This window comes from Hansschlegelia quercus (genome assembly GCF_004310425.1).
Taxonomy (GTDB): Bacteria; Pseudomonadota; Alphaproteobacteria; order Rhizobiales; family Methylopilaceae; genus Methylopila; species Methylopila quercus.
Genome location: NZ_SIUB01000001.1, coordinates 54781 through 78065 on the forward strand (window position 1 = coordinate 54781; position 23285 = coordinate 78065).

Sequence of the window (23285 nt, forward strand, 5' to 3'; positions counted from 1 at the left end):
GCCGGCCATGTCCCCCGCCGCAATCGTCGAGGGGCCATCATGACCGAAACAGCCGAAAAACCCGTCGAGAACCGCGCGTTCGAAGCCGACGTCGCCAAGCTGCTGCACCTGATGGTGCACTCCGTCTATTCCGACAAAGACGTCTTCCTGCGCGAGCTCGTCTCGAACGCGGCAGACGCCTGCGAGAAGCTGCGTTTCGAGGCGATCGAGAACCCGTCGCTGCTCGGCGACGACCCGAAGCCGCACATCACTATCTCCGCCGACGAGGAGTCGCGCCGCCTCACCATCGAGGACAACGGCGTCGGCATGAGCCGCGACGAGATGATTGAAGCGCTCGGCACGATCGCGCGCTCGGGCACCAAAGCGTTCATGGACCGGCTGGAGGCCGCCCAAGGCAAGGAGGGCGCGCAGCTCATCGGCCAGTTCGGCGTCGGCTTCTACTCCGCCTTCATGGTCGCCGACCGCGTCCAGGTCTTCTCGCGCCGGGCGGGCGCCGACGGGGCGTGGGTCTGGTCCTCGGACGGCAAGGGCGAATATTCGGTCGCCCCTGCGGCCACGGATGAGGCGCCGACGCGCGGCGCCAAGGTCGTCTTGCACCTGATGGAGGACGCCAAGTCCTACGCCGAGCGCTGGACGCTGGAGCGCATCGTCAAGGCGCAGTCCGGCCATGTGCCGGTGCCGATCTCACTGGTCGAGAAGCCGGGCGCCGAGCCAGTCGAGATCGCCGACGGCGCGGCGCTCTGGACCAAGCCGAAGTCCGAGATCTCGAAGGAGGCATACGCCGAATTCTACCGCACTGTCGCCGGCGCCTATGACGATCCCGCCATGACCGTGCACTACCGCGCGGAAGGCCGCCACGAATACACCGCGCTCGCCTTCGTGCCCTCGGCCGAGCCCTTCGACCTGTTCGACCCCGATCGAAAAGGCCGGATGAAGCTCTACGTCCGCCGGGTCTTCATCACCGACGATGCCGAGCTGCTACCGCGCTGGCTGCGCTTCGTGCGCGGGCTCGTCGATTCCAACGACCTGCCGCTCAACGTCTCCCGCGAGATGATCCAGGAAAGCCCGATCCTCGCGGCCATCCGCAAAGGTCTGACCAGCCGCATCCTCGGCGACCTGGAGAAGCTCGCCGAGAACGACAAGCCGACCTTCGAGACCGTCTGGGAAGCCTTCGGCCCGGTCATCAAGGAAGGCGTTTACGAGGATTACGAGCGCCGCGAGCAGTTGCTGAAGCTCGCCCGCTTCAAGACGACGACCTCGGGCGCCGAATGGCGCACGCTCTCCGACTATGTCGAGGCGATGAAGGAGAACCAGACGGCGATCTATTATCTCGCCGGGGGCAAGGCCGAGCAGTTGCTAGCCTCCCCGCACCTTGAAGGCTTTGCCGCCCGCGGCGTCGAGGTGCTGCTGCTCTCCGATCCCGTCGACAGCTTCTGGGTGACGGCCGGCGCCGACTTCGGCGGCAAGCCGTTCAAGTCGGTGACGCAAGGGGCGGCGGAGCTTTCGCTGATCGCGAAGCCCGAGGCCGCGGAGACGCCGGCGCCTGAAGCGCAAGCCTCCGTCGCCGACTTCATCGCCTTTGCGAAGACGACGCTGGGCGACGCCGTTGAGGACGTCCGCGCCTCCGATCGCCTGACGACCAGCGCCGTCTGCCTCGTCGCGCCCGATTTCGGGCCGGACCGGCAGCTCGAGAAGATCATGGCGAGCTCCGGCCGCGGCGGCGCCGGCGCAAAACCCATTCTCGAGATCAACCCGGCTCACGCTCTCGTCGTCGCGCTCGCCGCCAAAGGCGCGGAGGACCAGACGTTCCGGGAGGATGCGGTGTCGCTGCTGTTCGACGAGGCCAAGATCCTCGACGGCGAGCGGGTGGTTGACCCGAAGGCTTTCTCCGGCCGCCTCGCCCGCGTTCTGGAACGCGCATCGAAATGAGCGATTTCGCCGGCGCGTTGCGCGAGCGGCTGCCGGTCGCGCGGCGGAGCTACGATCTGCCGAAGCGGACAGGCCTCGTCATCGTCGACGCGGTGAACGGCTTCTGCACGCCGGGCGCGGGCCCGCTGGCGCCGATAGCGCCGGACGCCGCGATCGACGGCATGCTCTCCGAGATCGCGGCGCTCGCCCGCCGGTTCCTTGACGAACAGCGCCCGGTGCTCGCGCTCTGCGACACGCACGAGCCCGGCCGGCCCGAGCCGCCCTACCCGCCGCACTGCGAACGCGGGACCGGACAGGAGAAGCTCGCGCCTGCGCTGAGCTTCCTTGAGCGGAAACCCGGCGCGCGGATCGTCGAGAAGGACGTGATCGACGGCTATGTCGGGACGACGCTCGCCGACGGCTCGAACATCCTGGTCGAGTGGATCCGCGCCGCCGAACTCGAAAGCGTCATGATCACAGGCATCTGCACGGATATCTGTGACCTCGATCTCGTGTCGACGCTGCTGTCGGCGCGCAATCACTACATGGGCGGGCGGCCGATGCTCGGGCCGCTGAAGGACGTCGTGCTCTACGAGCCGGGCTGCGCGACCTACGATTTGGCGGGCGACGTGGCGGCGAAACTCGGCCTCCCGGAGACGGCGGCGCATCCGCAGGCGGAGACGCATCACATCGGGTTGTACGTGATGCAGGCGCGCGGCGCGGTGATCGCCGACCGCCTGAGGGGGTGAGCAGACGGGCGCTGGGGGCTCCGGACCGTTCCGCTAGACGGAGATCGAAGCGCCTGCGGAACCTTGGCTGGCGGCAAGCCTTGCCCCTGCCCCGCTCCGGGGCCTAAACCGGCGCAGCCTTATTCTCCCGCCGGAGCAGACATGCGCGCCGAGGATCCCCGCACAATTCGTCTCGACGAGTACCGCCCGTCGGACTTCCTGATCGACACGGTGGAGCTCGACGTCCGGCTCGATCCGACCGCGACGCGGGTGACGGCTCGGCTGGCGATTCGCCCCAATCCCGAGGGCCGGGCGGACGCGGCGCTGACGTTGGTCGGCGACGGATTGAATCTCGTCGCGGCGTCGATCGACGGGGCGGATCTGAGGCCGGACGATCTCGACGTCAGCCCCGACCAGCTCAAGCTCGCCAATCCGCCGCGCGGTCCCTTCGAGCTCACGATCACGACGATCGTGGACCCCTCCGCCAATACGCGGCTGATGGGGCTCTACCGCTCGAACGGCGCCTATTGCACGCAGTGCGAGGCCGAAGGCTTCCGGCGCATCACCTATTTTCTCGACCGGCCGGACGTTCTCGCCGTCTATACGACGCGGATCGAGGGTTCGAAGGCCGAGAACCCGGTTCTGCTGTCGAACGGCAACCTGGCCGAGACCGGCGACCTTGGCGACGACCGCCACTTCGCCGTCTGGCATGACCCGCACCCGAAGCCCTCCTACCTGTTCGCGCTGGTCGCGGGCGATCTCGGCGTGGTGGAGGACGAGTTCGTCACGATGAGCGGCCGCGAGGTCGCGCTCAAGGTGTTCGTCGAGCACGGCAAGGAGGACCGCGCGACCCACGCCATGGAGTCGATCAAGGCCTCGATGCGTTGGGACGAGCAGGCGTTCGGCCGCGAATACGACCTCGATGTCTTCATGGTCGTCGCCGTGTCCTACTTCAACATGGGCGCGATGGAGAACAAGGGCCTCAACGTCTTCAACGACAAGTACGTTCTGGCGAGCCCAGAGACCGCGACCGACGGCGACTACGCCAATATCGAGGCGATCATCGCCCACGAATACTTCCACAACTGGACCGGCAACCGCATCACCTGCCGCGACTGGTTCCAGCTCTGCCTGAAGGAAGGGCTGACCGTGTTCCGCGATCAGGAGTTCACCTCCGACATGCGTTCGCGGCCGGTGAAGCGCATCCAGGACGTGCGCAATCTGCGCTCGATCCAGTTCGCGGAGGACGCGGGTCCCCTCGCCCACGCGGTGCGGCCGAACGCCTATGCCGAGATCAACAACTTCTACACGCCGACGATCTACGAGAAGGGCGCGGAGGTCATCCGCATGCTGAAGACGTGGATCGGCGGCGACGCCTTCCGCGCCGGCATGGACCTCTACTTCGAGCGGCACGACGGCCAGGCCTGCACAATCGAGCAGTTCATCGCTTGCTTCGCAGAGGTCTCCGGCCGCGACTTCGCTCAGTTCCTTCGCTGGTACGCGCAGGCCGGCACGCCGGTGGTCACGATCCGCACCACGCATGACGCTGAAGCGAAGACCTTCACCATTGAAGCGACGCAGAAAACGCCGGCGACGCCGGGGCAGCCGTCGAAGCAGCCGATGGTCATCCCGCTCGCGCTCGGCCTTGTCGGCCAGGATGGCGACGACCTACCGCTCGTCGTCGACGGCGCGCCCGCGGGCCCCGTTTTCGCGCTGACGGACGAGACCACGCGCATCGTATTCGAGGACATCGCCACCCGTCCGGCCGCGTCGCTGTTCCGCAACTTCTCCGCGCCGGTGAAGGTGGTCTCCGACGTCACCGACGAGGAGCTGCTGTTCCTCGCGGCCCACGACAGAGATCCGTTCAACCGCTGGCAGGCGACGCAGACGGTCGCGCTGAGGAAGCTCGTCGCGGACGTCGCGGCCTTCCGCGCAGTCCGGCCGATCTCGCCGGAGCCGAAGCTCGCCGAGGCGATCGGCCGGGCGTTCGATCCAGCCGAGACGGACTGCGCCTATGCCGCCCAGATTGCAGCGCTTCCCGCCGAAGGCGACGTCGCCCGGGAGATCGGCGAGAACGTCGACCCCGACGCGATCCACGCCGTGCGGTCCCTGCTGAAGGCCGATATCCGCGACCGGCTTGCAGGCCCGCTGGCGGCCGCTGCCGACCGGCTCGCCGAGACCGGCCCCTATTCGCCGGACGCCGCATCCGCCGGACGGCGCGCGCTGAAATACGCAGCCCTCGATCTGCTGAGCGCCGGCGGCGCGGCGGAGGGCGTTGAGCGCGTCTTCGCCCTCTACAAGTCGGCCCGCAACATGACGGACAAGGTCATGGCGCTCCACGCGCTGTCGATCCACGCGACGCCGGAGCGCGAGGAGGCGCTGACGGACTTCGCGACGCTCTACAGCCGCGATCCCCTGCTGCTCGACAAGTGGTTCGTGATCCAGGCCTCTGCGCCGCTGCCGGACACGCTCGACCGCGTCGAGGCGCTGATGGCGGCGCCGGGCTTTGACATGAGGAACCCGAACCGCGTCCGCTCGCTGATCGGCGCGTTCGGCTCGGGCAACCCGACCCAGTTCAACAGGGCTGACGGGCGCGGCTACGCCTTCATCGCGGGCGTCGTGGCCGAACTGAATACGCTCAACCCGCAGGTGGCCGCGCGGCTGCTCGGCGCCTTCCGCACATGGCGGTCGCTGGAGCCCGAAAGGCGCGCCCGCGCGGAGACCGCGCTTCGGGCCTTGGCCGCCATGCCCGACCTGTCGCCGGATGTCGCCGACATCGTCAATCGCGCGCTTGGCGGATGAGAGCCAAGTGATTCTTCCGACTCATGTTTTCGCGGCACGATCGTCCAAGTAATTAACGACCTCTTAATTAGAGCTGGACAGCACCCCAGCCTGTTGATTCTAATACAGATGTCGATTCGACGTGGGGTACACGGATCGGCTTCTCCAGTATCGACAGAAGGACGTTGCGATGGCGCGCGCCACCGTGGCAGGGATGATTTTGGCTCGACCGGACCAACACCTGTTCGCGAAGCTTCGATCCGTCTCCTACGCACTGAGGCAGATCGCCACCGAGCGGATGCTCGGGCGGATCGTCCCCTCGGTCATCGTCGCCTTCCTCGTGGTCTTCGGCGTCGTCGTCACGATGGAGTGCCTGGACGCCCGCCAGCGGGCGATCCGAGCCGCCTCCGACGACATGGCGACCATCGCCGCGATGACCGCCCTGCAACTGCCCCGCGCTCAGCCCAACGAGGCTCAGCCGCCCCGCGAGGCGCTCTCCGTCAGTCTTCCGACCCAGGCGACGGACCGCGGCCGGCGGATCTACCTCACGGATGACGCCGGCCGGATCATAGCGACCCGTGGCGCGCCCGAGGGCGCAGCCCCCGCCGATCTCGTCACCCTGCTCGGGCCGGCGCAACCGCTTACGACCTTCGCCGACCGCGCCGGCGTGATGGCGCTGACGCTGCCGGACGGCTCGGCCGCGCTTGCGACGGTGCGCGCCGTCGATGCGGACCGGGCCGCGCAGGTCGCCTTCGTCCAGACCTTCGACGACATCCTCGAACCGTGGCGCGCCAGGGTCCGCTCCTCCGTCGCGTTTTATGGATCGACCGGGCTCGTGCTCGTCCTCCTCGGCTTCGCCTTCCGCTGGCAGTCGGGCCGCGGCCGCCGCACCGACGAGATCTACGACCGCGTGCAGCTGCGCATCGAGACCGCGCTGTCGCGCGGCCATTGCGGCCTGTTCGACTGGGACATCGCCAAAGGCCGCATCTTCTGGTCGCGCTCGCTGTTCGAGCTCCTCGGCTATCCCCACCGCGATGACCTTGTCTCCTTCGGCGAATTCAACGCGCTGGTGCATCCCGAGGACGTCGACTTCTACGCCCTCGCCGATGAGGTCGCCGGCGGGCAGACCCTCAACATCGACCGCGTCTTCCGCGTCCGCGACGCCAAGGGCGACTGGAAGTGGCTGCGAGCCCGCGCCGAGGCGGTCCGCGCCCGCAACGAGACCGGCGTCCGGCTCGTCGGCATCTGCGTCGACGTCACCGAACACCGGACTTTGGCCGAGCGCACCGCGACCGCGGACATGCGGCTGCGCGACGCCATCGAGACCATCTCCGAGGCCTTTGTGCTGTGGGACGCCTCGAACCGGCTCGTCACCTGCAATTCGAAGTTCCAGCAGCTCTACGAGCTGCGCGACGACGACGTGCTGCCGGGCGCCGCCCGCGAGGAGATCATCGCCGCCGGCCGCCAGCCCGCCGTCGTGAACGCCGTGCGCCCGGACGGACGCGTCGAGGACGGCGCGCGATCCTATGAGGCGCAGATCGAGGACGGCCGCTGGCTGCGCATCAACGAGCGCCGCACCAAGGACGGCGGCTTCGTCTCCGTCGGCACCGACATCTCCTCGCTGAAGCGGCAGGAGGAGCGCCTGATGGATTCCGAGAAGGCGCTGATGGCGAACGTCGCCGACCTTCGCAAGTCCCGCCAGACGCTGGAGGTTCAAGCCCAGCAGCTCGCCGACCTCGCCGAGAAATATGCCGAGCAGAAGAGCCAGGCCGAGTTCGCCAGCCAGGCGAAGTCGGAGTTCCTGGCCAACATCTCCCACGAGCTCCGCACGCCGCTGAACGCCATTCTCGGCTTCTCCGAGATCATGGAATCCGGCCTGTTCGGCCCGCTCGGCTCCGACAAATACGTCGAGTATCTCCGCGACATCCGCGAGAGCGGCGAATACCTGCTCGACGTCATCAACGACGTATTGGACATGGCGAAGATCGAGGCCGGCCGCTTCAAGCTGTCGCGCGAGGCGATCGACATCGACAAGGTGGTTCTCGACGCCATCCGCGTGATCACGCCGCGCGCCGAAGAAAAATCGATCGCGCTTCGCGCCGAGGCCGCCTGCGGCGTGACCGTCGAGGTCGATCGGCGCGCCTTGAAGCAGATCCTGCTCAACCTGCTGTCGAACGCGGTGAAGTTCACTCCTGCCGGCGGCCGCGTGACGATCCGCACCCGCGCGGTCGGCGGCGCGATGAACCTCTATATCGAGGACACCGGCATCGGCATCCCAAAGGACGCGATCGACAAGCTCGGCCGCCCGTTCGAGCAGGTCGAGAACCAATTCTCCAAGAGTCACAAGGGTTCGGGCCTTGGCCTCGCAATCGCGAAGTCGCTCGCCGAGCTTCATGGCGGCTCGATGCGCATCCGCTCCACCGTCGGCGTCGGCACGGTCGTGCTGGTCCGCCTGCCGGTGACCGCCGAGGCGGAGATGGCCGAAGAGCTGGTGGCCTGAAGGCTTCGCGCTGTTGCGCGTCCCCGAAAGCGGCCTTAAGGCAGGCCGAGCCCGGCGGACGCCGCGCGCTTCATTCGGGGTCCCGCATGGCTTTCGGCAAATCGCTCTCGCGCCTGCTTTCGCCCTCGAAGGGCCCACGACTGAAGCCGTCCGACGCCGCGGTCAGGAAGACCAACATCCAGCGCTACTACGCGCATGCGAATGGCGGCGACGCCTATCTCTCGCTCTACGACCGGGCGGCCGAGATCACCGGCTCGCAGAACAAGTTCGTCACTCAGAACCGCTTCTTCACCCTCTACCAGATGGTCAACCGCCTGCTCGACCGAGGCGTCGAGGGCGATGTCGCGGAGTGCGGCTGCTGGCACGGCCTGTCCGCTTTCATCACCGCGGAGACGCTGGCCGCGCGCGGCTGGACGGGCAAGGTCTGGGTCTTCGACAGCTTCGAGGGCGGCCTGTCCAGCAAGGTCGCAGAGGACCGTCGGGGGAGAGCGGCCAAGCGCGACAACGCTAGCGAGAAGGCGGAGAAGGACAAGTTCATCTCCAGCTATGACGCGGTGAAGAAGAACTTCGAGCGCTTCCCCTTCGTCTCGATCCACAAAGGCTGGATCCCGCAGGTTTTCGACGCCGCGCAGGGTCTTGCCGAGCGCCGCTTCGCGCTGGTTCACGTCGATGTCGACCTCTACGAGCCCACCCGCGATTCTCTGGCCTTCTTCGGTCCTCGCATGAGCCCGGGCGGCGTGATCGTTTTCGACGATTACGGCTCGGCGAACTTTCCCGGAGCGACGCAGGCGATCGACGAGTTTCGGGCGGCGACCCCGCACAGCTTCTTCCTCGAGACGCACCTGATGGGCGCGGTTCTGGCGCTCTGAAGCGTCAGCGCATCTCGGCGATCACGCGGCGGAAGATCTTGCGCACCGTGCTTTGGGTTTCGGCAAGCGTCGCGGTGAGCGACCCGAAGTCCGGCGCGGCGCCGATGCGCGCCAGGAATCCCTTCAGCCCCTCGCCCGCCTCGTCGGCGTCGAACGGGCCGTCGAGCGCGAGGCGCAGCGCCTGGGTCAGGTCCTGCTGCAGCCGGCAAGCGGCCGTCAGGGCTGAACAATCCTCCTCAGACAGAAATCCTGCCGCCTGCGCCCGTTCGAGCGCGGGGATCGTCACGGCGCCGAGCAGGTCCGACTCGCGAGCGGCGTAGGAAAGTTGCAGGCCCTGCGCGATAAACTCGATGTCCACGAGCCCGCCCGGCGCATGCTTCAGGTTCCAGGGGCCGCCAGCTCCCTTCTCCTTGTCGAGCAGCGCGCGCATCGCCGCGACGTCCTTCGCGACCTTGCGCGGCTCGCGTGGGGTGACAAGCGCGGCGCGGATCGCCTTGGCGACCTTGCCCCGAAAGCGCGCCGGCCCCGCAATGACGCGGGCGCGCGACAGCGCCATCTGCTCCCAGGTCTCGGCGTCTTCGGCTTGGTAGGCCTCGAACGCCTTGAGGCGCGTCGCGAGCGGGCCGGCGCGTCCGGAGGGCCTGAGCCGGAAATCCACCTCGTAGAGCACGCCTTCCGCCGTCGGCGCAGAGAGCGCCGCCAACAGGCGCTGCGTCAGCCGAGCGTAATACTGGCTCGGCGCGAGCGGCTTTTCGCCGTCGCTGTCGGACGCCTTCTCCGGGTGGTCGTAAAGCAGGATCAGGTCGAGGTCGGACGCCGCGGTCATTTCCTCGGCGCCGAGTTTGCCCAGCGCGACGATCGCCGCGACGCCGCCTTTGATGCGCCCGTGGGCCACAGCGAATTCGGCTTCCGCCCGCTCGAACACGGCCGAGACCAGCGCGACGGCGACGCGTGCGAAGGCCGGCCCCGCCTGATCGGCCCGCGCGGCGCCGGCCGCGACGCGCAGCCCGATCAACGTCTTCAGCTCCTGGCCGACGATGCGCGCCCGATCGAGCGCATCCTCGTAGGAGCGCGCCTCGCTCAATCCCTGCTCCACACGCTCGTCGAGTTCGGCGCGGGTCGGAAGATGGTCGAAGAAGGTCGGATCGAGCAGCGCGTCCAGCACACGCGGTCGACGCGCCAGCGTCTCGGCGAGCTTCGGCGCGATCCCGAGCACGCTGGCTAGCAGGTCGAGCACATGAGGGTTGGCGCGGATCAGCGCGAGCAGGCCGACACCCGCGGTCGTCCGCTCCAGCACGCGCGAAAAGCCGTTCAGCGCAGCGTCCGGTCGATCGGATTTTGCGAAGGCGTCGAGGATGACGGGCGTGAGCTCCGTCAGCAGTTCGCGCGCCTTGGCGGTGCGCATCGAGGGAAATCGGCCTCTGTGCCACTCGCGGACGGTACGGGCGGCGGACGCCGGCTCCGAATAACCCATGCGTTCGAGCGTCGTCAGCGTCTCCGGATCGTCCTCCTCGCCGGTGAAGACCAGGCTGCCGGCCTCCGAGGAGAGCGACGGCGCGTCTTCGAACAGTCGGCCGTAATGGCGCTGGACGAGTTTCATTCGCTTCAGCAGCGCTTTGGTGAAGGCCGTGCAATCGGCGAAGCCCGCAAACCGCGCAAACCGCTCCAACGCCTCCTCCTCGTCAGGCAGCGTGTGGGTCTGCGCGTCCTCGACCATCTGGAGCCGATGCTCCATGGCGCGCAAGAACCAGTAGGCCTCCATCAGTTCATCCCGCGCGCGATCGTCGATCCAGCCGGCTTCGGCGAGCAGGCGAAGCGCCTCGTCCGTTCGGCGCGTGCGCAGCGAGGGGTCGCGTCCGCCGGCGACGAGCTGCTGCGTCTGGACGAAGAACTCGATCTCGCGGATGCCGCCGCGGCCGAGCTTGAGATTGTGCCCGGCCACCGCGATCTCGCCATGTCCCTTGTGGACATGGATCTGGCGCTTCATCGCGTGGATATCGTCGATCGCGGCGTGATCGAGCGAGCGCCGCCAGACGAAGGGCCTGAGTTCCGCGAGGAAGGCGTCGCCGGCGTCGCGGTCGCCCGCGACGATGCGGGCCTTGATCATGGCCGCGCGTTCCCAGTTCTGGCCGACGCTCTCGTAATAAGACAGCGCCATCTCACGCGGGATCGCGACCGGGGTGGAGCTTGGGTCGGGACGGAGCCGTAGATCGACGCGCGCGACATAACCGTCGGCGGTGCGTTCCTGCAGCAGCTTCGCCACGGTCTGCGTCACGCGAGAGAAGACGGCGACAGCCTCCTCGTCTTCGCCGACGACCGCGATCTCGGGATCGAAGAAGGCGATCAGGTCGACGTCCGATGAGTAGTTGAGCTCCGCTCCGCCGAGCTTGCCCATGCCGATGATGAAATAGCCGGAGCCGTGTTCCGGGTTGTTGGAGTGGGCTAGCTTGAGCTTGCCGGCCTGGTGCGCCTCGCGCAGCGCAAAGGCGACGGCGGCCGAAATGGCGGCGTCGGCGAAATCCGACAGCGCCTGCGTAACTCTCGCCCCATCCCAGACGCCGCCGAGATCCGCTAGCGCGATCAGCAGCGCGGCTTCGTTCCGCGCGCGGCGCAAGGCGGCGGCGAGCGTCGGCCGGTCTTCGCGAAAGGCGGCGGCGCCCTTGAGGATGGCGCGCAAGCGGACTTCAGGCTTATCGCCGATGAGTTCGGCGGCTCGCGCGGGATCGCGTTCGATCAGGCCCCAGAGGAAGACCGAGCCGTCCGCGATTCGTCCGAGGGTCGCCATATCCGGGGCGGCGAGCGCCCTGAGCGGCGCGCCCTCCTCGGTCCCGAGAAGCGCGCGAAGCTTATCGGGCTCCTGCGCCCCGCGGCTTTGCGCCTTTCGCGGCCGGGAGGCCATCGCGCGTCAACTTAGATGCCGGCGTCGAAGAACACCTGGTCCATCGCGACCGACGGCTCCGAGCACGGCGCGGCGCCGACGACGCGGGCCGGCACTCCTGCGACGGTGACGTTCGGCGGCACGTCGCGCAGCACGACGGAGTTCGCCGCGACCCGCGAGCAGTGGCCGATCTCGATGTTGCCGAGAATGCTGGCGCCCGCGCCTATCAGCACGCCGTGCCGGATCTTGGGATGACGGTCCTCGTGGCTCTTGCCGGTGCCTCCGAGCGTCACGCCGTGAAGCACGGAGACGTTGTCCTCGATCACTGCGGTCTCGCCGATCACGACGCCGGTCGCGTGGTCGAAGAACACGCCGCGGCCGAACGGCGCCGCCGGGTGGACGTCGACCTGGAACACCGCCGAGGCGCGGCTCTGTATGTAGAGCGCGAAATCCTTGCGGCCGTTGGTCCACAGCCAGTGGGCCAGCCGATGCGCTTGGATCGCGTGAAAGCCCTTGAAGTGCAGCAGCGGTTCGATCGCGCGCCTGCACGCCGGGTCGCGGTCAACGACGGCGTTGAGATCCGCGCGGATCGCCTGTGCGATCGTCGGGTCATTTGCGACCGCCTCCTCGAAGGCCTGCCGGATCAGGGCGCTCGGCACCTCGACATGGTCCAGCCGGGAGGCGACGCGATGGCCGACCGACTGCTCCAGCCGCTCGTGGTTGAGCACGGTGCTCATCACGAAGCTCGCGATCTCGGGTTCGCGGCGGACGATGTCCTCGGCCTCGGCGCGAACGCGCGCCCAGACGGGGTCAAGGGTCATCAGGTTGTGGCTCTCGATGCGCGCGAGCTTGGTCATCGAATATCTCCGGCGCGGAGGCGACGCCCGCGCATCTTTATCGCAGCCCGGTAAACGCCTCTTCCCCTAAAAAGGCGTAAGCTGGTTTGCGTGGATTAAGGACGTCGCGACAGGAAAGACAAGACGCCTTCCTTGTAGACCTTGTCTCCCACTGCGCGATTGTGATCGCGGCGGGGGATCGGCAGGGCCTCAGCGCCAGGGATTAGCGCGACCAATTTGTCGAGATCGCCGGAGACCTCGTCCTCGGTTCCGACGGCGATCAGCGTCGGCGTGTCGATGGTCGCCAGCATCGCCTCGTTAACCAGCGATCGCTGGGCCCGCATGCAGGCGGAGAGCGCACGGCGGTCGGATTTGGTCGCGTCCGCGAAACGCCGGAACATCTTGGCCATCGGGTTGGAAATGTCTTCCGGGTCATCCGCAAGCAGACCCTCCCCGATCGCGTCCGCGGACGGCGCGCCGCGCAGCATCCCTTCGCCCATGCCGCCGAGGATCGCGGAGCGCAGGCGCTCGCGCTTGCGGATCGCGAGCAGCGCCGTGATGCGCGCACCCATCGAATAGCCCATGACGTCGGCGCGTTCGATGTCGAGATGATCGAGCAACGCGATGGCGTCGCCCGCCATCACGTCAGCGCCGTAGAAGGCGGGATCGTAGAGTTTCTCGCTGTGGCCGTGCCCGCGATTGTCTATCGCGACGACGCGGCGGCCGTCGGCCTTCAGCAGGTCGATCCAGCCGGTGCCCGACCAGTTCACGTCGATCGACGAGGCGAAGCCGTGGATCAGCAGGATCGGGTCGCCCTCGCCCTCATCGCGGTAGGCGAGTTCGAGACCGTCGGACTGGAAGGTCGGCATCAGGGCGAAGCTCCGGCTTGAAGGCCGCGGACCCTAGCTGCGGCATGCCAGGATGAGAAGCCGCGGGTTGCGGGGCTCCGCTAAGTCCCGTATCCCGAAACCCTTGCCCGGAGGAGCCGCCATGGCCGACCACGCGATCCCGCATTTCGCCAACGACGCGGGCGTGTCCGCGATCCATATCGGCGCGCGCGAGTTTATGTGCGTGGGCGCGAAGCCGCCCTTCGACCACCCGCATGTCTTCCTCGACATGGGCGACGAGGCGGAGATCATCTGCCCGTACTGCTCGACGCTGTTCAAGTTCCGCGCCGACCTCCACGCCGACGAGAGCGACCCTGCGGGCTGCCTGTGGAAGACGCCCGCGGCGGCGTGAGCCGGCCGTGAGCGACAGCGCGACGCTTATTGTCGGCGCCGGAATCGGCGGCCTGACGCTCGCTCTTTCCTTAGCGCGTCGAGGCCACAGCGTCCGTTTGTTCGAGCGCGCTCAGAAGCTTGAGGAAACCGGCGCCGGGGTCCAGCTTTCCCCGAACGCCTCCCGCATCCTCGACGGGCTTGGACTCGGCCCCGCGCTCGATGCGGCGGCGACTAGGCCCGAAGCGGTCTCGATCGTCGATGGTTTGAGCGGGCGGGAGCTCAAGCGCCTCCCGCTTGGGATTGCCGCCGAGCGACGATGGGGCGCGCCCTACCGCGTGATCCACCGGGCCGATCTGCAGTCCATCCTGCGCGACGCCGTGCTGGCGGAGCCGGCCGCCGCTCTGGGCCTCGGCTCCGAGGTGAGAACCGTCCGCGAGACCGGGACGGGCGTGGCGCTCGACTTCGTCAGGGACGGCGCCGAAGAGACGGTCGAAGGCGCGCGGCTCGTCGGCGCCGATGGCTTGCGCTCGGTGATGCGGACGGCGGTAAAGCTGCCCCCTCACGTGCGGAAGACAGGGTTGAAGGCATGGCGCACGGTGCTGCCCGCCGGCGCCCTTTCCAGCCGCTTCTCCGTGGCGGACGTCGCTGTCTGGCTGGGCCCTTCCGCGCATTTCGTCGTCTATCCCGTCCGCGGTGGACGGGAAGCCAATCTGGTTCTGATCGGCTCGGAGGCCGTCGCTTCGCCGGAGACGATGGTCGCGCGCTTTGCGCCTCCGGCCCGCGCGATCGTCGCTGCCGCGCAATCCTGGACCGAATGGCCGCTCGCCGACCGCGATCCCGACGCGCGGATGCATCGTGGCCGGATCGCCCTGCTCGGCGACGCCGCACACGCCGCCTTGCCCTCGCTCGCTCAGGGCGCAGCCTTTGCGATCGAGGACGCCGCGACGCTCGCGCGCCTGATCGTCGAAAGCGGGCCGGACCCGTTCGAAGCTTACGAGAAGACCCGCCTGGTGCGGGTCGCTCGGATGCAGATGCGGGCCCGGCGGCAGATCCAGATCGACCACCTGTCCGGCGTGGCGGCGCTCGCCAGAAACGCGGCGCTCATGGCGACGCCGGCTGGCGTGCTGCTGTCAGGGCTGGACTGGATTTATAGTTGGCGAGACAGGTGAGCCGTCATCCCGGCCGAAGCGAAGTGGAGAGCTGGGATCGTCCTCAGAACGGAGCGCAATCGCGCCCTGTGCGGATGACGATCCCGGATTGGCCTACGGCCGCCCGAGATGACGTCCTGAGGCGGCGTCACCCCGCCAGCTTCGCAGCAATCTTTGCGACATGGGCGCCCTGGAAGCGCGCGCCGGCGAGCTCATTCTCGCTCGGCTGACGGGAGCCGTCGGGGGCGGCGAGAGTAGAGGCGCCGTAAGGGGTGCCGCCGCTGACCTCGTCCATCTTGGTCTGGCCGGGGAAGCTGTAGGGCAGGCCGACGACGACCATGCCGTGATGCAGAAGCGTCGGGTAGAAGGTCGTCAGCGTGGTCTCTTGGCCGCCGTGCTGGGTCGCGGTCGAGGTGAAGGCCGAGCCGACCTTGCCGACCAGAGCGCCCTTGGCCCAGAGGCCGCCAGTCTGGTCGATGAAGGCGCGCATTTGTGAGGTGAACGAGCCATAGCGGGTCGGCGAGCCGAAGATGATGGCGTCGTATTCCGGAAGCTCTTCGACCGTTGCGACCGGCGCGGCTTGGTCGAGCTTGAAATGGTTCTGGCGGGCGATCTCTTCCGGCACGGTTTCCGGAACGCGCTTCAGCGCGACCTCGGCGCCCGCCTCGCGCGCGCCCTCAGCGACCGCGTTCGCCATCGTCTCGATATGTCCGTAGGTCGAGTAGTAAAGCACGAGGACTTTGGCCATGACCGGCTCCTGCTGTTGATCCGGCCGGCGACGGCCGCCGGGAATGTCGTGCGTTTTAAGTGCCGGGCTCGTCGCCTTTCCACAATGCGCGGTTTGGAAATTATGTGTTTCCACGGCGCAGGACCGGCGACTTCATGGAGCGAGCGATGACCGAGATGCAGGCCGGTTCTCTGGCGTTGCGCCGTGAAGGAACGCGGGCGACGATCACCATCGATCGGCCCGCACGCAAGAACGCCATCGACGAGACGACTTGGAACGCGTTCGGCGAGGTCGCCGCAGCCATCGCCGCCGATCCCGAGATCGCCGTCGTGATCGTGTGCGGCGCTGGCGGCGTCTTCAGCGCGGGCGCCGACATCGGCGAGTTCGTGGCGCTCGCGCAAGCCGACGAGGCGCGCCGAGACGCGTTCGCGGACGCGGTCCGCGGCGGGGAGGAGGCGGTCGCGCGCATCGCCCAGCCGACCATTGCCGCGATCGAAGGTCCCTGCGTCGGCGGCGGCTGCCAGATCGCGCTCGCCTGCGACGTCCGGATCGCGGCGGAGGGCGCGCGGTTCGGCGTGACGCCGGCGAAGCTCGGCATCGTCTATCCGGTCACCAGCACGCGCCGGCTGGTCGCGACCGTCGGAAGATCCGCCGCAAAGGACCTGCTGTTCACGGGGCGGCTGATCGACGCGCAGGAGGCGCTTCGCCTCGGCCTCGTCGACCGGGTCGTCCCGGCGGACGCGCTGGAGGCCGAAGTGTCTTCCCTCGCGGCCGCCATCGCCGCGAACTCGCGCTACTCCATCGCGGCTTCCAAGCGTACGATCGACGCGATCGCTGAGAACGCCGGCGACGAGGCCGCGCTTGAGATGCTCTGGCGCGGCGGCTTCGCGGGCGAGGACCTTAAGGAAGGCGCCCGCGCCTTCCTCGAAAAGCGCTCTCCCCGCTTCACATGGCGGCCCTGAGCCGCAAGCTTGATCTGCACGATCGCCCGGTTTGACAGCCGGGTCCGCGCCCTATCATCTCGCACTCGCACACTGTGATTTCCGCGTGGAGCATCACCCGATGACGAGCCGCATCGTCGCCGTCGAACCCTTCGATCTCATCGTGTTCGGCGGCACCGGCGACCTCGCCTATCGCAAGCTGTTCCCCTCGCTGTTCCGCCGCGATCACGACAGCCAGCTCACCGATCCCAGCCGCATCATCGGCGTCTCGCGCCGCGATATGGACGCGAAGGAGTTCAAGGCGTCCGTCAAACACGCGCTCGAGACCTTCGTGCCGAAGGAGGAGCTCGAAAAGAAAGCGGTGTCGCGCTTCCTCGACCGCATCGACTACGTCGCGGTCGACGCTCTGACGGACGAGGGCTGGGACGAGCTCAAGAGCCGGATCGCCGACGGGCTCGACCGGGTCCGCGCTTTCTATCTCGCGACCTCGCCGGACCTGTTCGACGCGATCACGCACCAGCTGTCCAAGCACGGGCTGCTGACCCCGAAATCCCGCGTCGTGCTGGAAAAGCCTCTTGGCCACGACCTCGCGTCCGCGCAGGAGATCAACTCAGCCGTCGCAGACGTGCTGCCGGAAAGCCAGATCTACCGGATCGATCATTATCTCGGGAAGGAGACGGTGCAGAACCTCATGGCTCTGCGCTTCGCCAACGTGCTGTTCGAGCCGGTGTGGGACTCGGCCCATGTCGACCATGTGCAGATCACGGTGGCGGAGAAGGTCGGCGTCGAGGCTCGCGCGGGCTATTACGATCATTCCGGCGCGTTGCGCGACATGGTGCAGAACCACATCCTGCAGCTGCTGTGCCTCGTCGCGATGGAGCCGCCCTCCGCCATGCAGGCCGACGCGCTGCGCGACGAGAAGCTCAAGGTCCTGCGGGCGCTGAAGCCGATCGATGAGGGCAACATCCGCACGCTTACAGTGCGGGGGCAGTATCGCGCCGGCGCGATCGACGGAAAATCCGTGCCGGCCTACGCCGACGAGCTTGAGGACAAGGGCCCCAGCTCCACTGAGACCTTTGTGGCGCTGAAAGCCGAGGTGCGCACGTGGCGCTGGGCCGGCGTGCCGTTCTATTTGCGAACCGGCAAGCGCCTGCCGAGCCGCGTCTCGGAGATCGTCATCCAGTTCAAGCCGGTGCCGCTGTCGATCTTCGGCTCCGCCGGCGGCTTTCTAGCGCCGAACCGCCTCGTCATCCGCCTCCAGCCGGACGAAGGGGTGAAGCTGTTCCTGATGATCAAGGATCCCGGTCCCGGCGGCCTGCGCTTCCGCGAGGTGCCGCTGAACCTCTCCTTCGCCGACACCTTCAAGGGGCCGAACCCGGACGCCTATGAGCGTCTGCTGATGGACGTCATCCGCGGCAACCAGGCTCTGTTCATGCGACGCGACGAGGTGGAGGCCGCCTGGGTCTGGGCCGATCCGATCCTTGAGGCCTGGTCGCGAATGGGGCAGGAGCCTGCGGGCTACACGGCCGGCACCTGGGGCCCATCGGCGGCCGTGGCGCTGATCGAGCGCGACGGCTTCACATGGCATGAGGATCCGGCGTGAACGAGCGGATCAACCTCAGAAAATTCGCCGACAGGGAAGCGCTTGCGCAGGCGCTCGCGGTCGAGACCGCCGACGCGCTCCGCGCCGCGATCGGCACGGGCGCCGCGGCGACGCTCGCGGTCTCCGGCGGTTCGACGCCGGCCAAGTTCTTCAGGGCGCTGTCCGGCGCCGAGCTGGACTGGGAGTCCGTCGCCGTCACGCTCGTCGACGAACGCTGGGTCCCCGAGACCTCTGACCGTTCGAACGCTCGGCTGGTGAAGCAGAACCTGCTGCAGAACGACGCCTCGGCTGCGAGCTTTACGCCGCTCTTTACCGGCGCGGACTCGCCCGAAGAGGGCCTCGACGAGGCCGATCAGCGGATCGCCGATCTCCACGGACCGCTGACGGTCGCGTTCCTTGGGATGGGGTCCGACGGGCACACCGCGTCATTCTTCCCCGGCGGCGACCATCTGGCGGAGGCGATCGACATCGCAGGCAAGGCGCTCGTCGCTCCGATGCACGCGGCGGCCGCCGGTGAGCCGCGCATCACCCTGACGCTGCCCGTGCTGATCGCCGCGGAGACGCTGATTCTGCACATCGAGGGACAGGATAAGCTCGAGGTGCTGGAGAAGGCGCTTGCCGGAGAGGATCCGCGCGAGATGCCGATCCGCGCCGTTATCGCCGCATCGCCGCGCCCGCTCGACGTGGTCTGGGCGCCGTGATGACCTTTGCGACGGAGTGAGAGCATGAGCCTCGACGCCCGCATCGCAGATGTGACCGAAGCCATCGTCGCCCGCTCGCGCGAGAGCCGCGCTCGCTATCTCGACGGCATCGCCAAGGCCGGCGCCGAGGGGCCGAACCGTGCGGCGCTCGCCTGCGGGAACCTCGCCCACGGCTTTGCCGGCTGCGGTCACGACGACAAGGCGGCGCTGAAGGCCCAGATCGTTCCGAACATCGGGATCGTCACCGCCTATAACGACATGCTCTCGGCCCACCAGCCTTATGAGCGCTATCCTGAGCTGCTCCGCGCCGCGGCGCGCAAGGCCGGCGCCGTGGCGCAGGTCGCGGGCGGCGTTCCCGCTATGTGCGACGGCGTCACGCAAGGCCGCGCCGGCATGGAGCTCTCGCTGTTCTCGCGCGACGTCATCGCGCTCTCGACCGCGGTCGCGCTCAGCCACGACATGTTCGACGCCGCGCTCTACCTCGGCATCTGCGACAAGATCGTGCCCGGCCTCGTCATCGGGGCCTTGTCGTTCGGGCATCTGCCGGCGGTGTTCGTGCCGGCAGGACCGATGCCGACCGGCATCTCGAATGACGAGAAGGCGCGCGTCCGCGGGCTCTACGCCGAGGGTAAGGTCGGCCACGAGGAACTACTGGAGTCGGAGTCGGCGAGCTACCATTCGCCGGGCACCTGCACCTTCTACGGCACGGCCAATTCGAACCAGATGCTGATGGAGATCATGGGCCTCCATCTGCCCGGCGCGAGCTTCGTACCGCCGAACACGCCGTTGCGCGACGCGTTGACGACCGCTGCGGTTACGCAGGCGCTCGCGATCACGCGCTCCGGTAACGGCTATGCCCCGATCGGGCAGATCCTGGACGAGAAGGCCTTCGTGAATGGCATCGTCGGGCTGAACGCGACGGGCGGCTCGACCAATCACGCGATCCATCTGGTCGCGATGGCGAAGGCCGCCGGCATTACGCTGACCTGGACTGACTTCGACCGGCTCTCGGCCGCGACCCCCCTGCTCTGCCGCATCTATCCGAACGGTTCGGCGGATGTGAACCACTTCCACGCGGCGGGCGGGATGCAGTTCCTGATCCGGGAGTTGCGCGGCGCGGGCATGGTGCATGACGACGTGCTCACCGTGATGGGCCCCGGCCTCGCGGAATACGAGAAGGAGCCGACGCTGGTCGGCGACGAGATCGTCTGGCGCGGCAATGACGGCCCCAGCGGCGACGCGGGCGTGTTGCGCCCGGTCGCGGCGCCGTTCCAGCCCGAAGGCGGCCTAAAATTGCTTGACGGCAATATGGGCCGCGCCGTCATCAAGGTGTCGGCCGTCGATCGCGACAAATGGGTGATCGAGGCGCCGGCGCGGGTGTTCTCCGAGCAGGACGAACTGGAGGCCGCCTTCCGCGCCGGCGAACTCAATTGCGACGTGGTGGCGGTCGTGCGCTTCCAGGGACCGAAGGCGAACGGCATGCCCGAGCTTCACCGGCTGACGCCCGCCCTCGCCGTGCTTCAAAAGCGCGGGCACCGCGTCGCGCTGGTGACCGACGGGCGGATGTCGGGCGCGTCGGGCAAGGTGCCCGCGGCGATCCACGTCACGCCGGAAGCCGCCGACGGCGGACCGATCGCTCGCATCCGCGACGGCGACCTGATCCGCGTCGACGCCGAGCGCGGCACGCTGGAGATTCTTGCGACCGCCGATGATTTCGCCGCGCGCGAGACCGCGACCAAGATCACCGAGCCTCAGTTCGGCATGGGCCGAAACCTGTTTGCGGCGTTCCGCGCCTCGGTGGGCTCCGCCGAACAGGGCGCCAGCGCTATATGACGGGCCGAACGTCATCCCAAACGGCGGCGCAGCTGGCGATCCCGGATCGTATTTCATGAAGCGGCGCCAGATCCTGATGACGATCCCGGCTCTGCGCTGGGCTTCGGCCGGGATGACGTCTTCTGGTTTTCGGAGATTCGCATGAACGCCGCCCGCGACGCTTTGCTCGAAAAGCTCGCCGCCCATCGCGAGGCGACCGAGCGGCGGTCCATGCGCGACCTGTTCGCGGCCGACCCGGAGCGCTTCTCCCGCTTCTCCGCGCAGTTCGACGACATTCTGTTCGACTATTCCAAGACTCACGTGACGGCGGAGACGATCGACCTTCTCGTCGATCTCGCTCGCGCCTGCGACGTGGAAGGCCGACGCGACCGGATGTTTTCGGGCGAGAAGATCAACACGACCGAGAATCGCGCGGTGCTTCACACCGCGCTTCGCGCGCGTCCCGGCGCCCGCATCATGGTCGACGGCGCGGATGTGATGCCCGACGTGCTGACGGAGCGCACCAAGGCCTTCGACTTCGCCGAGGCCATTCGCTCCGGCGCGCTGACGGGGGCTACGGGCGAGACCTTCACCGATATCGTGAACATCGGCATCGGCGGCTCCGACCTCGGCCCGGCGATGGCGGCGATCGCGCTCGGCCCTTACACACAGGCGGGACTGGCCGGCCATTTCGTCTCGAACGTCGACGGCGCCCACATCACCGACGTGCTGCGCCCGTTGGATCCCAAGCGCACGCTGGTGCTCGTCGCCTCCAAGACCTTCACGACGATGGAGACCATGGCGAACGCCCACGCCGCCCGCGGCTGGCTCGTCGACGCGCTCGGCGAAGACGCGGTCGGCAAGCATTTCGCGGCGATCTCCACGAATGCGGAGGCGGTCGAAGCCTTCGGCATGGACGAGAGCCGCATGTTCCGCTTCTGGGACTGGGTCGGCGGCCGGTATTCGCTCTGGTCCGTCGTCGGCCTGTCGGTTACGATCCTGATCGGGGCCGAGAACTTCCAAGCCTTTCTCGACGGCGCCCGCGAGATCGACGAGCATTTCCGCACGGCGCCGCTGAAGGAGAACATCCCGACGCTGATGGGCCTCATCGGCGTCTGGCACCGCAATGTCTGCGGCTACGACACCCATGCCGTGCTGCCCTACGACCAGCGCCTCGCGCGCTTCCCGGCCTATCTCCAGCAGCTCGACATGGAATCGAACGGCAAGAGCGTGACGCTGGACGGCTCGACGGTCGACCTCAAGACCGGGCCGATCGTCTGGGGCGAGCCCGGGACCAACGGCCAGCACGCCTTCTACCAGCTGCTGCATCAGGGCACGAACGTCGTGCCGGCCGACATCCTGATGGCCGCGATCCCACACGAGCAGGTCGCCGACCAGCACGCCATGCTGCTCGCCAACGCGCTCGCTCAGGGCGAGGCGTTTATGCGCGGCCGGACAACGGAAGAAGCCGAGGCGCAGTTGCGCGACGCCGGCAAGGACGCGGGCCAAGCCAAAGCGCTTGCCCCGCACAAGACCTTCCCGGGGAACCGTCCGACCTGCGCCATCGCCTATCGCACGCTCGACCCGCGGACGCTCGGCCGCCTGATCGCACTCTACGAGCACCGGGTGTTCACGATGGGCGCGATCTGGGGGATCAACTCCTTCGATCAGTGGGGCGTGGAGCTCGGCAAGGAGCTCGCGAACCGTCTGATCCCCGTGGTGAAGGGGGAAAAGGACACATCCGGCCTCGACGCTTCGACAAGAGGTCTGGTGCACCACATTGAAAAATTGCGCAGGGCACACTAGTAGGTTGTTTCCCGCGGGTCAGTTTACTGTTTGGGTGAGCTATCAATCCCGATGAGGATAGTCGCAAAAATTCTGATCGCCGGCTGCGTGATTCTTTTCGCAGTTGGCGCATTCGCGGCTTGGCAAGGAAGCCTCCCCGCCAACACCTACATCATCATAACGGGCATTATTGGCAGCACAGCCTCCGTAATTGGCTTAGTTGCTCTTTTCACCAGTAAAATATCTTCTACTGACGTAAGAGAGATAGATGCCGAATTATTCAAGAATCTTGCAGAAACCGCGCAAGCTGTAAAAGATTATGAAAAAAAAGCTATTGCAGGACGTGAGGAAATTGATCGCTTGGCAGCGGAGCGAGCGGATATTGAGCTGCTCGTGCGGCAAGCCAGCCTCAAGGCGTTTATCGAAGAAAGGTTGCGATATACGGCTATCGAACTTGACCGCAAAGTTCAAAGCGATGAGGTACTAAGTAATTTACTAAATGACTATGATGACCTCAAATTCCGATTAAAAGCTCTTGATGGCGTCATAGAGCGCAGTGAGAGAGCAGATCATCTGCAGAGCATATTGAGAGATATTGAACGTAATTTTGGCCCTACTCGCTCGAGGAAGCTCATAATCGCTATTGCGGGACAGCAGGTTGATCTGTTTCCGATTTTGAATGAGCTCGGATCTTTCGGCAGAGCCTATGCAAATGTTCTGAAATCCATAATGAGGTAAGAACCTTGAACGAGGCGGATTCGGCTTGACTTTTTTGCATCGCACGCGCACATAGTCTCACATCGCCTAACCGCGACCACCCGCGTCTGAGCCGCGTGACGCCGGCCTTT

At 67.1% G+C, this 23285-nt stretch carries 17 protein-coding genes; 13 read left to right on the forward strand and 4 right to left on the reverse strand.

The window, feature by feature from the left end; genetic code table 11:
* Window positions 1–39 precede the first annotated feature (39 nt).
* The 5 genes from htpG (at window position 40) to EYR15_RS00275 (ending at window position 8786) form a co-directional block, all read left to right on the forward strand.
* Complete coding sequence (htpG, locus tag EYR15_RS00255; RefSeq protein ID WP_131000899.1) at window positions 40–1929, forward strand: molecular chaperone HtpG; 1890 nt, start codon at window positions 40–42, stop codon at window positions 1927–1929.
* Window positions 1926–2657 carry an isochorismatase family protein gene (locus EYR15_RS00260; RefSeq protein WP_131000901.1) on the forward strand — a complete coding sequence of 244 codons (732 nt, stop codon included), beginning with the start codon at window positions 1926–1928 and terminating at the stop codon, window positions 2655–2657. Before htpG ends, EYR15_RS00260 begins: the two co-directional genes overlap by 4 nt.
* Window positions 2658–2798: 141 nt before the next feature.
* Entirely contained in the window at window positions 2799–5438 is a 2640-nt protein-coding gene (pepN, locus tag EYR15_RS00265; RefSeq protein ID WP_131000902.1) for an aminopeptidase N, read from the forward strand.
* A gap of 169 nt (window positions 5439–5607) precedes the next feature.
* Complete coding sequence (locus EYR15_RS00270) at window positions 5608–7917, forward strand: PAS domain-containing sensor histidine kinase (protein WP_131000903.1); 2310 nt, start codon at window positions 5608–5610, stop codon at window positions 7915–7917.
* Between the two features lie 86 nt (window positions 7918–8003).
* Entirely contained in the window at window positions 8004–8786 is a 783-nt protein-coding gene (locus EYR15_RS00275; RefSeq protein ID WP_131000904.1) for a TylF/MycF/NovP-related O-methyltransferase, read from the forward strand.
* Window positions 8787–8790: 4 nt separating this feature from the next.
* Here EYR15_RS00275 and EYR15_RS00280 read toward each other — a convergent pair whose 3' ends face one another.
* The 3 genes from EYR15_RS00280 to EYR15_RS00290 all read right to left on the reverse strand — a co-directional run bounded on the left by EYR15_RS00280 (window position 8791) and on the right by EYR15_RS00290 (window position 13369).
* The gene (locus EYR15_RS00280; RefSeq protein ID WP_131000905.1) at window positions 8791–11685 is read right to left on the reverse strand and encodes a bifunctional [glutamine synthetase] adenylyltransferase/[glutamine synthetase]-adenylyl-L-tyrosine phosphorylase; all 2895 of its coding nucleotides are present in this window, start codon (window positions 11683–11685) and stop codon (window positions 8791–8793) included.
* Window positions 11686–11696: 11 nt separating this feature from the next.
* Window positions 11697–12521 carry a serine O-acetyltransferase gene (gene cysE, locus EYR15_RS00285; protein WP_131000906.1) on the reverse strand — a complete coding sequence of 275 codons (825 nt, stop codon included), beginning with the start codon at window positions 12519–12521 and terminating at the stop codon, window positions 11697–11699.
* 95 nt (window positions 12522–12616) lie between these two features.
* Complete coding sequence (locus tag EYR15_RS00290; protein ID WP_131000907.1) at window positions 12617–13369, reverse strand: alpha/beta fold hydrolase; 753 nt, start codon at window positions 13367–13369, stop codon at window positions 12617–12619.
* 121 nt (window positions 13370–13490) lie between these two features.
* Between EYR15_RS00290 and EYR15_RS00295 the strand changes: the two genes are divergently transcribed.
* Together EYR15_RS00295 and EYR15_RS00300 are read left to right on the forward strand one after the other, a co-directional pair.
* On the forward strand, window positions 13491–13739 hold the full coding sequence (locus EYR15_RS00295) for a zinc-finger domain-containing protein (RefSeq protein ID WP_131000908.1): 249 nt from the start codon (window positions 13491–13493) through the stop codon (window positions 13737–13739).
* 7 nt (window positions 13740–13746) lie between these two features.
* Window positions 13747–14889: an FAD-dependent monooxygenase gene (locus tag EYR15_RS00300; protein ID WP_131000909.1), complete on the forward strand. Its 1143-nt coding sequence runs from the start codon at window positions 13747–13749 to the stop codon at window positions 14887–14889.
* 127 nt (window positions 14890–15016) lie between these two features.
* Here EYR15_RS00300 and wrbA read toward each other — a convergent pair whose 3' ends face one another.
* Window positions 15017–15616 carry an NAD(P)H:quinone oxidoreductase gene (gene wrbA / locus EYR15_RS00305; RefSeq protein WP_131000910.1) on the reverse strand — a complete coding sequence of 200 codons (600 nt, stop codon included), beginning with the start codon at window positions 15614–15616 and terminating at the stop codon, window positions 15017–15019.
* 146 nt (window positions 15617–15762) lie between these two features.
* Between wrbA and EYR15_RS00310 the strand changes: the two genes are divergently transcribed.
* From EYR15_RS00310 to EYR15_RS00335, 6 genes are all read left to right on the forward strand, one after another.
* Entirely contained in the window at window positions 15763–16557 is a 795-nt protein-coding gene (locus EYR15_RS00310; protein WP_131000911.1) for an enoyl-CoA hydratase/isomerase family protein, read from the forward strand.
* Between the two features lie 100 nt (window positions 16558–16657).
* Window positions 16658–18139, forward strand: a complete 1482-nt coding sequence (zwf, locus tag EYR15_RS00315; RefSeq protein ID WP_131000912.1) for a glucose-6-phosphate dehydrogenase — start codon at window positions 16658–16660, stop codon at window positions 18137–18139.
* Window positions 18136–18840 carry a 6-phosphogluconolactonase gene (pgl, locus tag EYR15_RS00320; RefSeq protein WP_245498072.1) on the forward strand — a complete coding sequence of 235 codons (705 nt, stop codon included), beginning with the start codon at window positions 18136–18138 and terminating at the stop codon, window positions 18838–18840. Before zwf ends, pgl begins: the two co-directional genes overlap by 4 nt.
* Before the next feature lie 24 nt (window positions 18841–18864).
* Window positions 18865–20673: a phosphogluconate dehydratase gene (edd, locus tag EYR15_RS00325; RefSeq protein WP_131000913.1), complete on the forward strand. Its 1809-nt coding sequence runs from the start codon at window positions 18865–18867 to the stop codon at window positions 20671–20673.
* 141 nt (window positions 20674–20814) lie between these two features.
* Window positions 20815–22458 carry a glucose-6-phosphate isomerase gene (pgi, locus tag EYR15_RS00330; RefSeq protein WP_131000914.1) on the forward strand — a complete coding sequence of 548 codons (1644 nt, stop codon included), beginning with the start codon at window positions 20815–20817 and terminating at the stop codon, window positions 22456–22458.
* A 51-nt stretch (window positions 22459–22509) separates the two neighbouring features.
* Window positions 22510–23175, forward strand: coding sequence for a hypothetical protein (locus tag EYR15_RS00335; protein WP_131000915.1), 666 nt, complete (start codon window positions 22510–22512; stop codon window positions 23173–23175).
* Window positions 23176–23285: the final 110 nt, after the last annotated feature.

Coding starts and splice junctions, on each gene's coding strand:
- EYR15_RS00275 (WP_131000904.1), top strand. CDS start 8,004: ATGGCTTTCGGCAAATCGCTCTCGCGCCTGCTTTCGCCCTCGAAGGGC.
- EYR15_RS00290 (WP_131000907.1), bottom strand. CDS start 13,369: ATGCCGACCTTCCAGTCCGACGGTCTCGAACTCGCCTACCGCGATGAG.
- wrbA (WP_131000910.1), bottom strand. CDS start 15,616: ATGGCCAAAGTCCTCGTGCTTTACTACTCGACCTACGGACATATCGAG.
- cysE (WP_131000906.1), bottom strand. CDS start 12,521: ATGACCAAGCTCGCGCGCATCGAGAGCCACAACCTGATGACCCTTGAC.
- edd (WP_131000913.1), top strand. CDS start 18,865: ATGAGCCTCGACGCCCGCATCGCAGATGTGACCGAAGCCATCGTCGCC.
- EYR15_RS00335 (WP_131000915.1), top strand. CDS start 22,510: ATGAGGATAGTCGCAAAAATTCTGATCGCCGGCTGCGTGATTCTTTTC.
- EYR15_RS00280 (WP_131000905.1), bottom strand. CDS start 11,685: ATGGCCTCCCGGCCGCGAAAGGCGCAAAGCCGCGGGGCGCAGGAGCCC.
- EYR15_RS00295 (WP_131000908.1), top strand. CDS start 13,491: ATGGCCGACCACGCGATCCCGCATTTCGCCAACGACGCGGGCGTGTCC.
- EYR15_RS00260 (WP_131000901.1), top strand. CDS start 1,926: ATGAGCGATTTCGCCGGCGCGTTGCGCGAGCGGCTGCCGGTCGCGCGG.
- htpG (WP_131000899.1), top strand. CDS start 40: ATGACCGAAACAGCCGAAAAACCCGTCGAGAACCGCGCGTTCGAAGCC.
- EYR15_RS00310 (WP_131000911.1), top strand. CDS start 15,763: ATGACCGAGATGCAGGCCGGTTCTCTGGCGTTGCGCCGTGAAGGAACG.
- pgi (WP_131000914.1), top strand. CDS start 20,815: ATGAACGCCGCCCGCGACGCTTTGCTCGAAAAGCTCGCCGCCCATCGC.
- zwf (WP_131000912.1), top strand. CDS start 16,658: ATGACGAGCCGCATCGTCGCCGTCGAACCCTTCGATCTCATCGTGTTC.
- EYR15_RS00270 (WP_131000903.1), top strand. CDS start 5,608: ATGGCGCGCGCCACCGTGGCAGGGATGATTTTGGCTCGACCGGACCAA.
- pepN (WP_131000902.1), top strand. CDS start 2,799: ATGCGCGCCGAGGATCCCCGCACAATTCGTCTCGACGAGTACCGCCCG.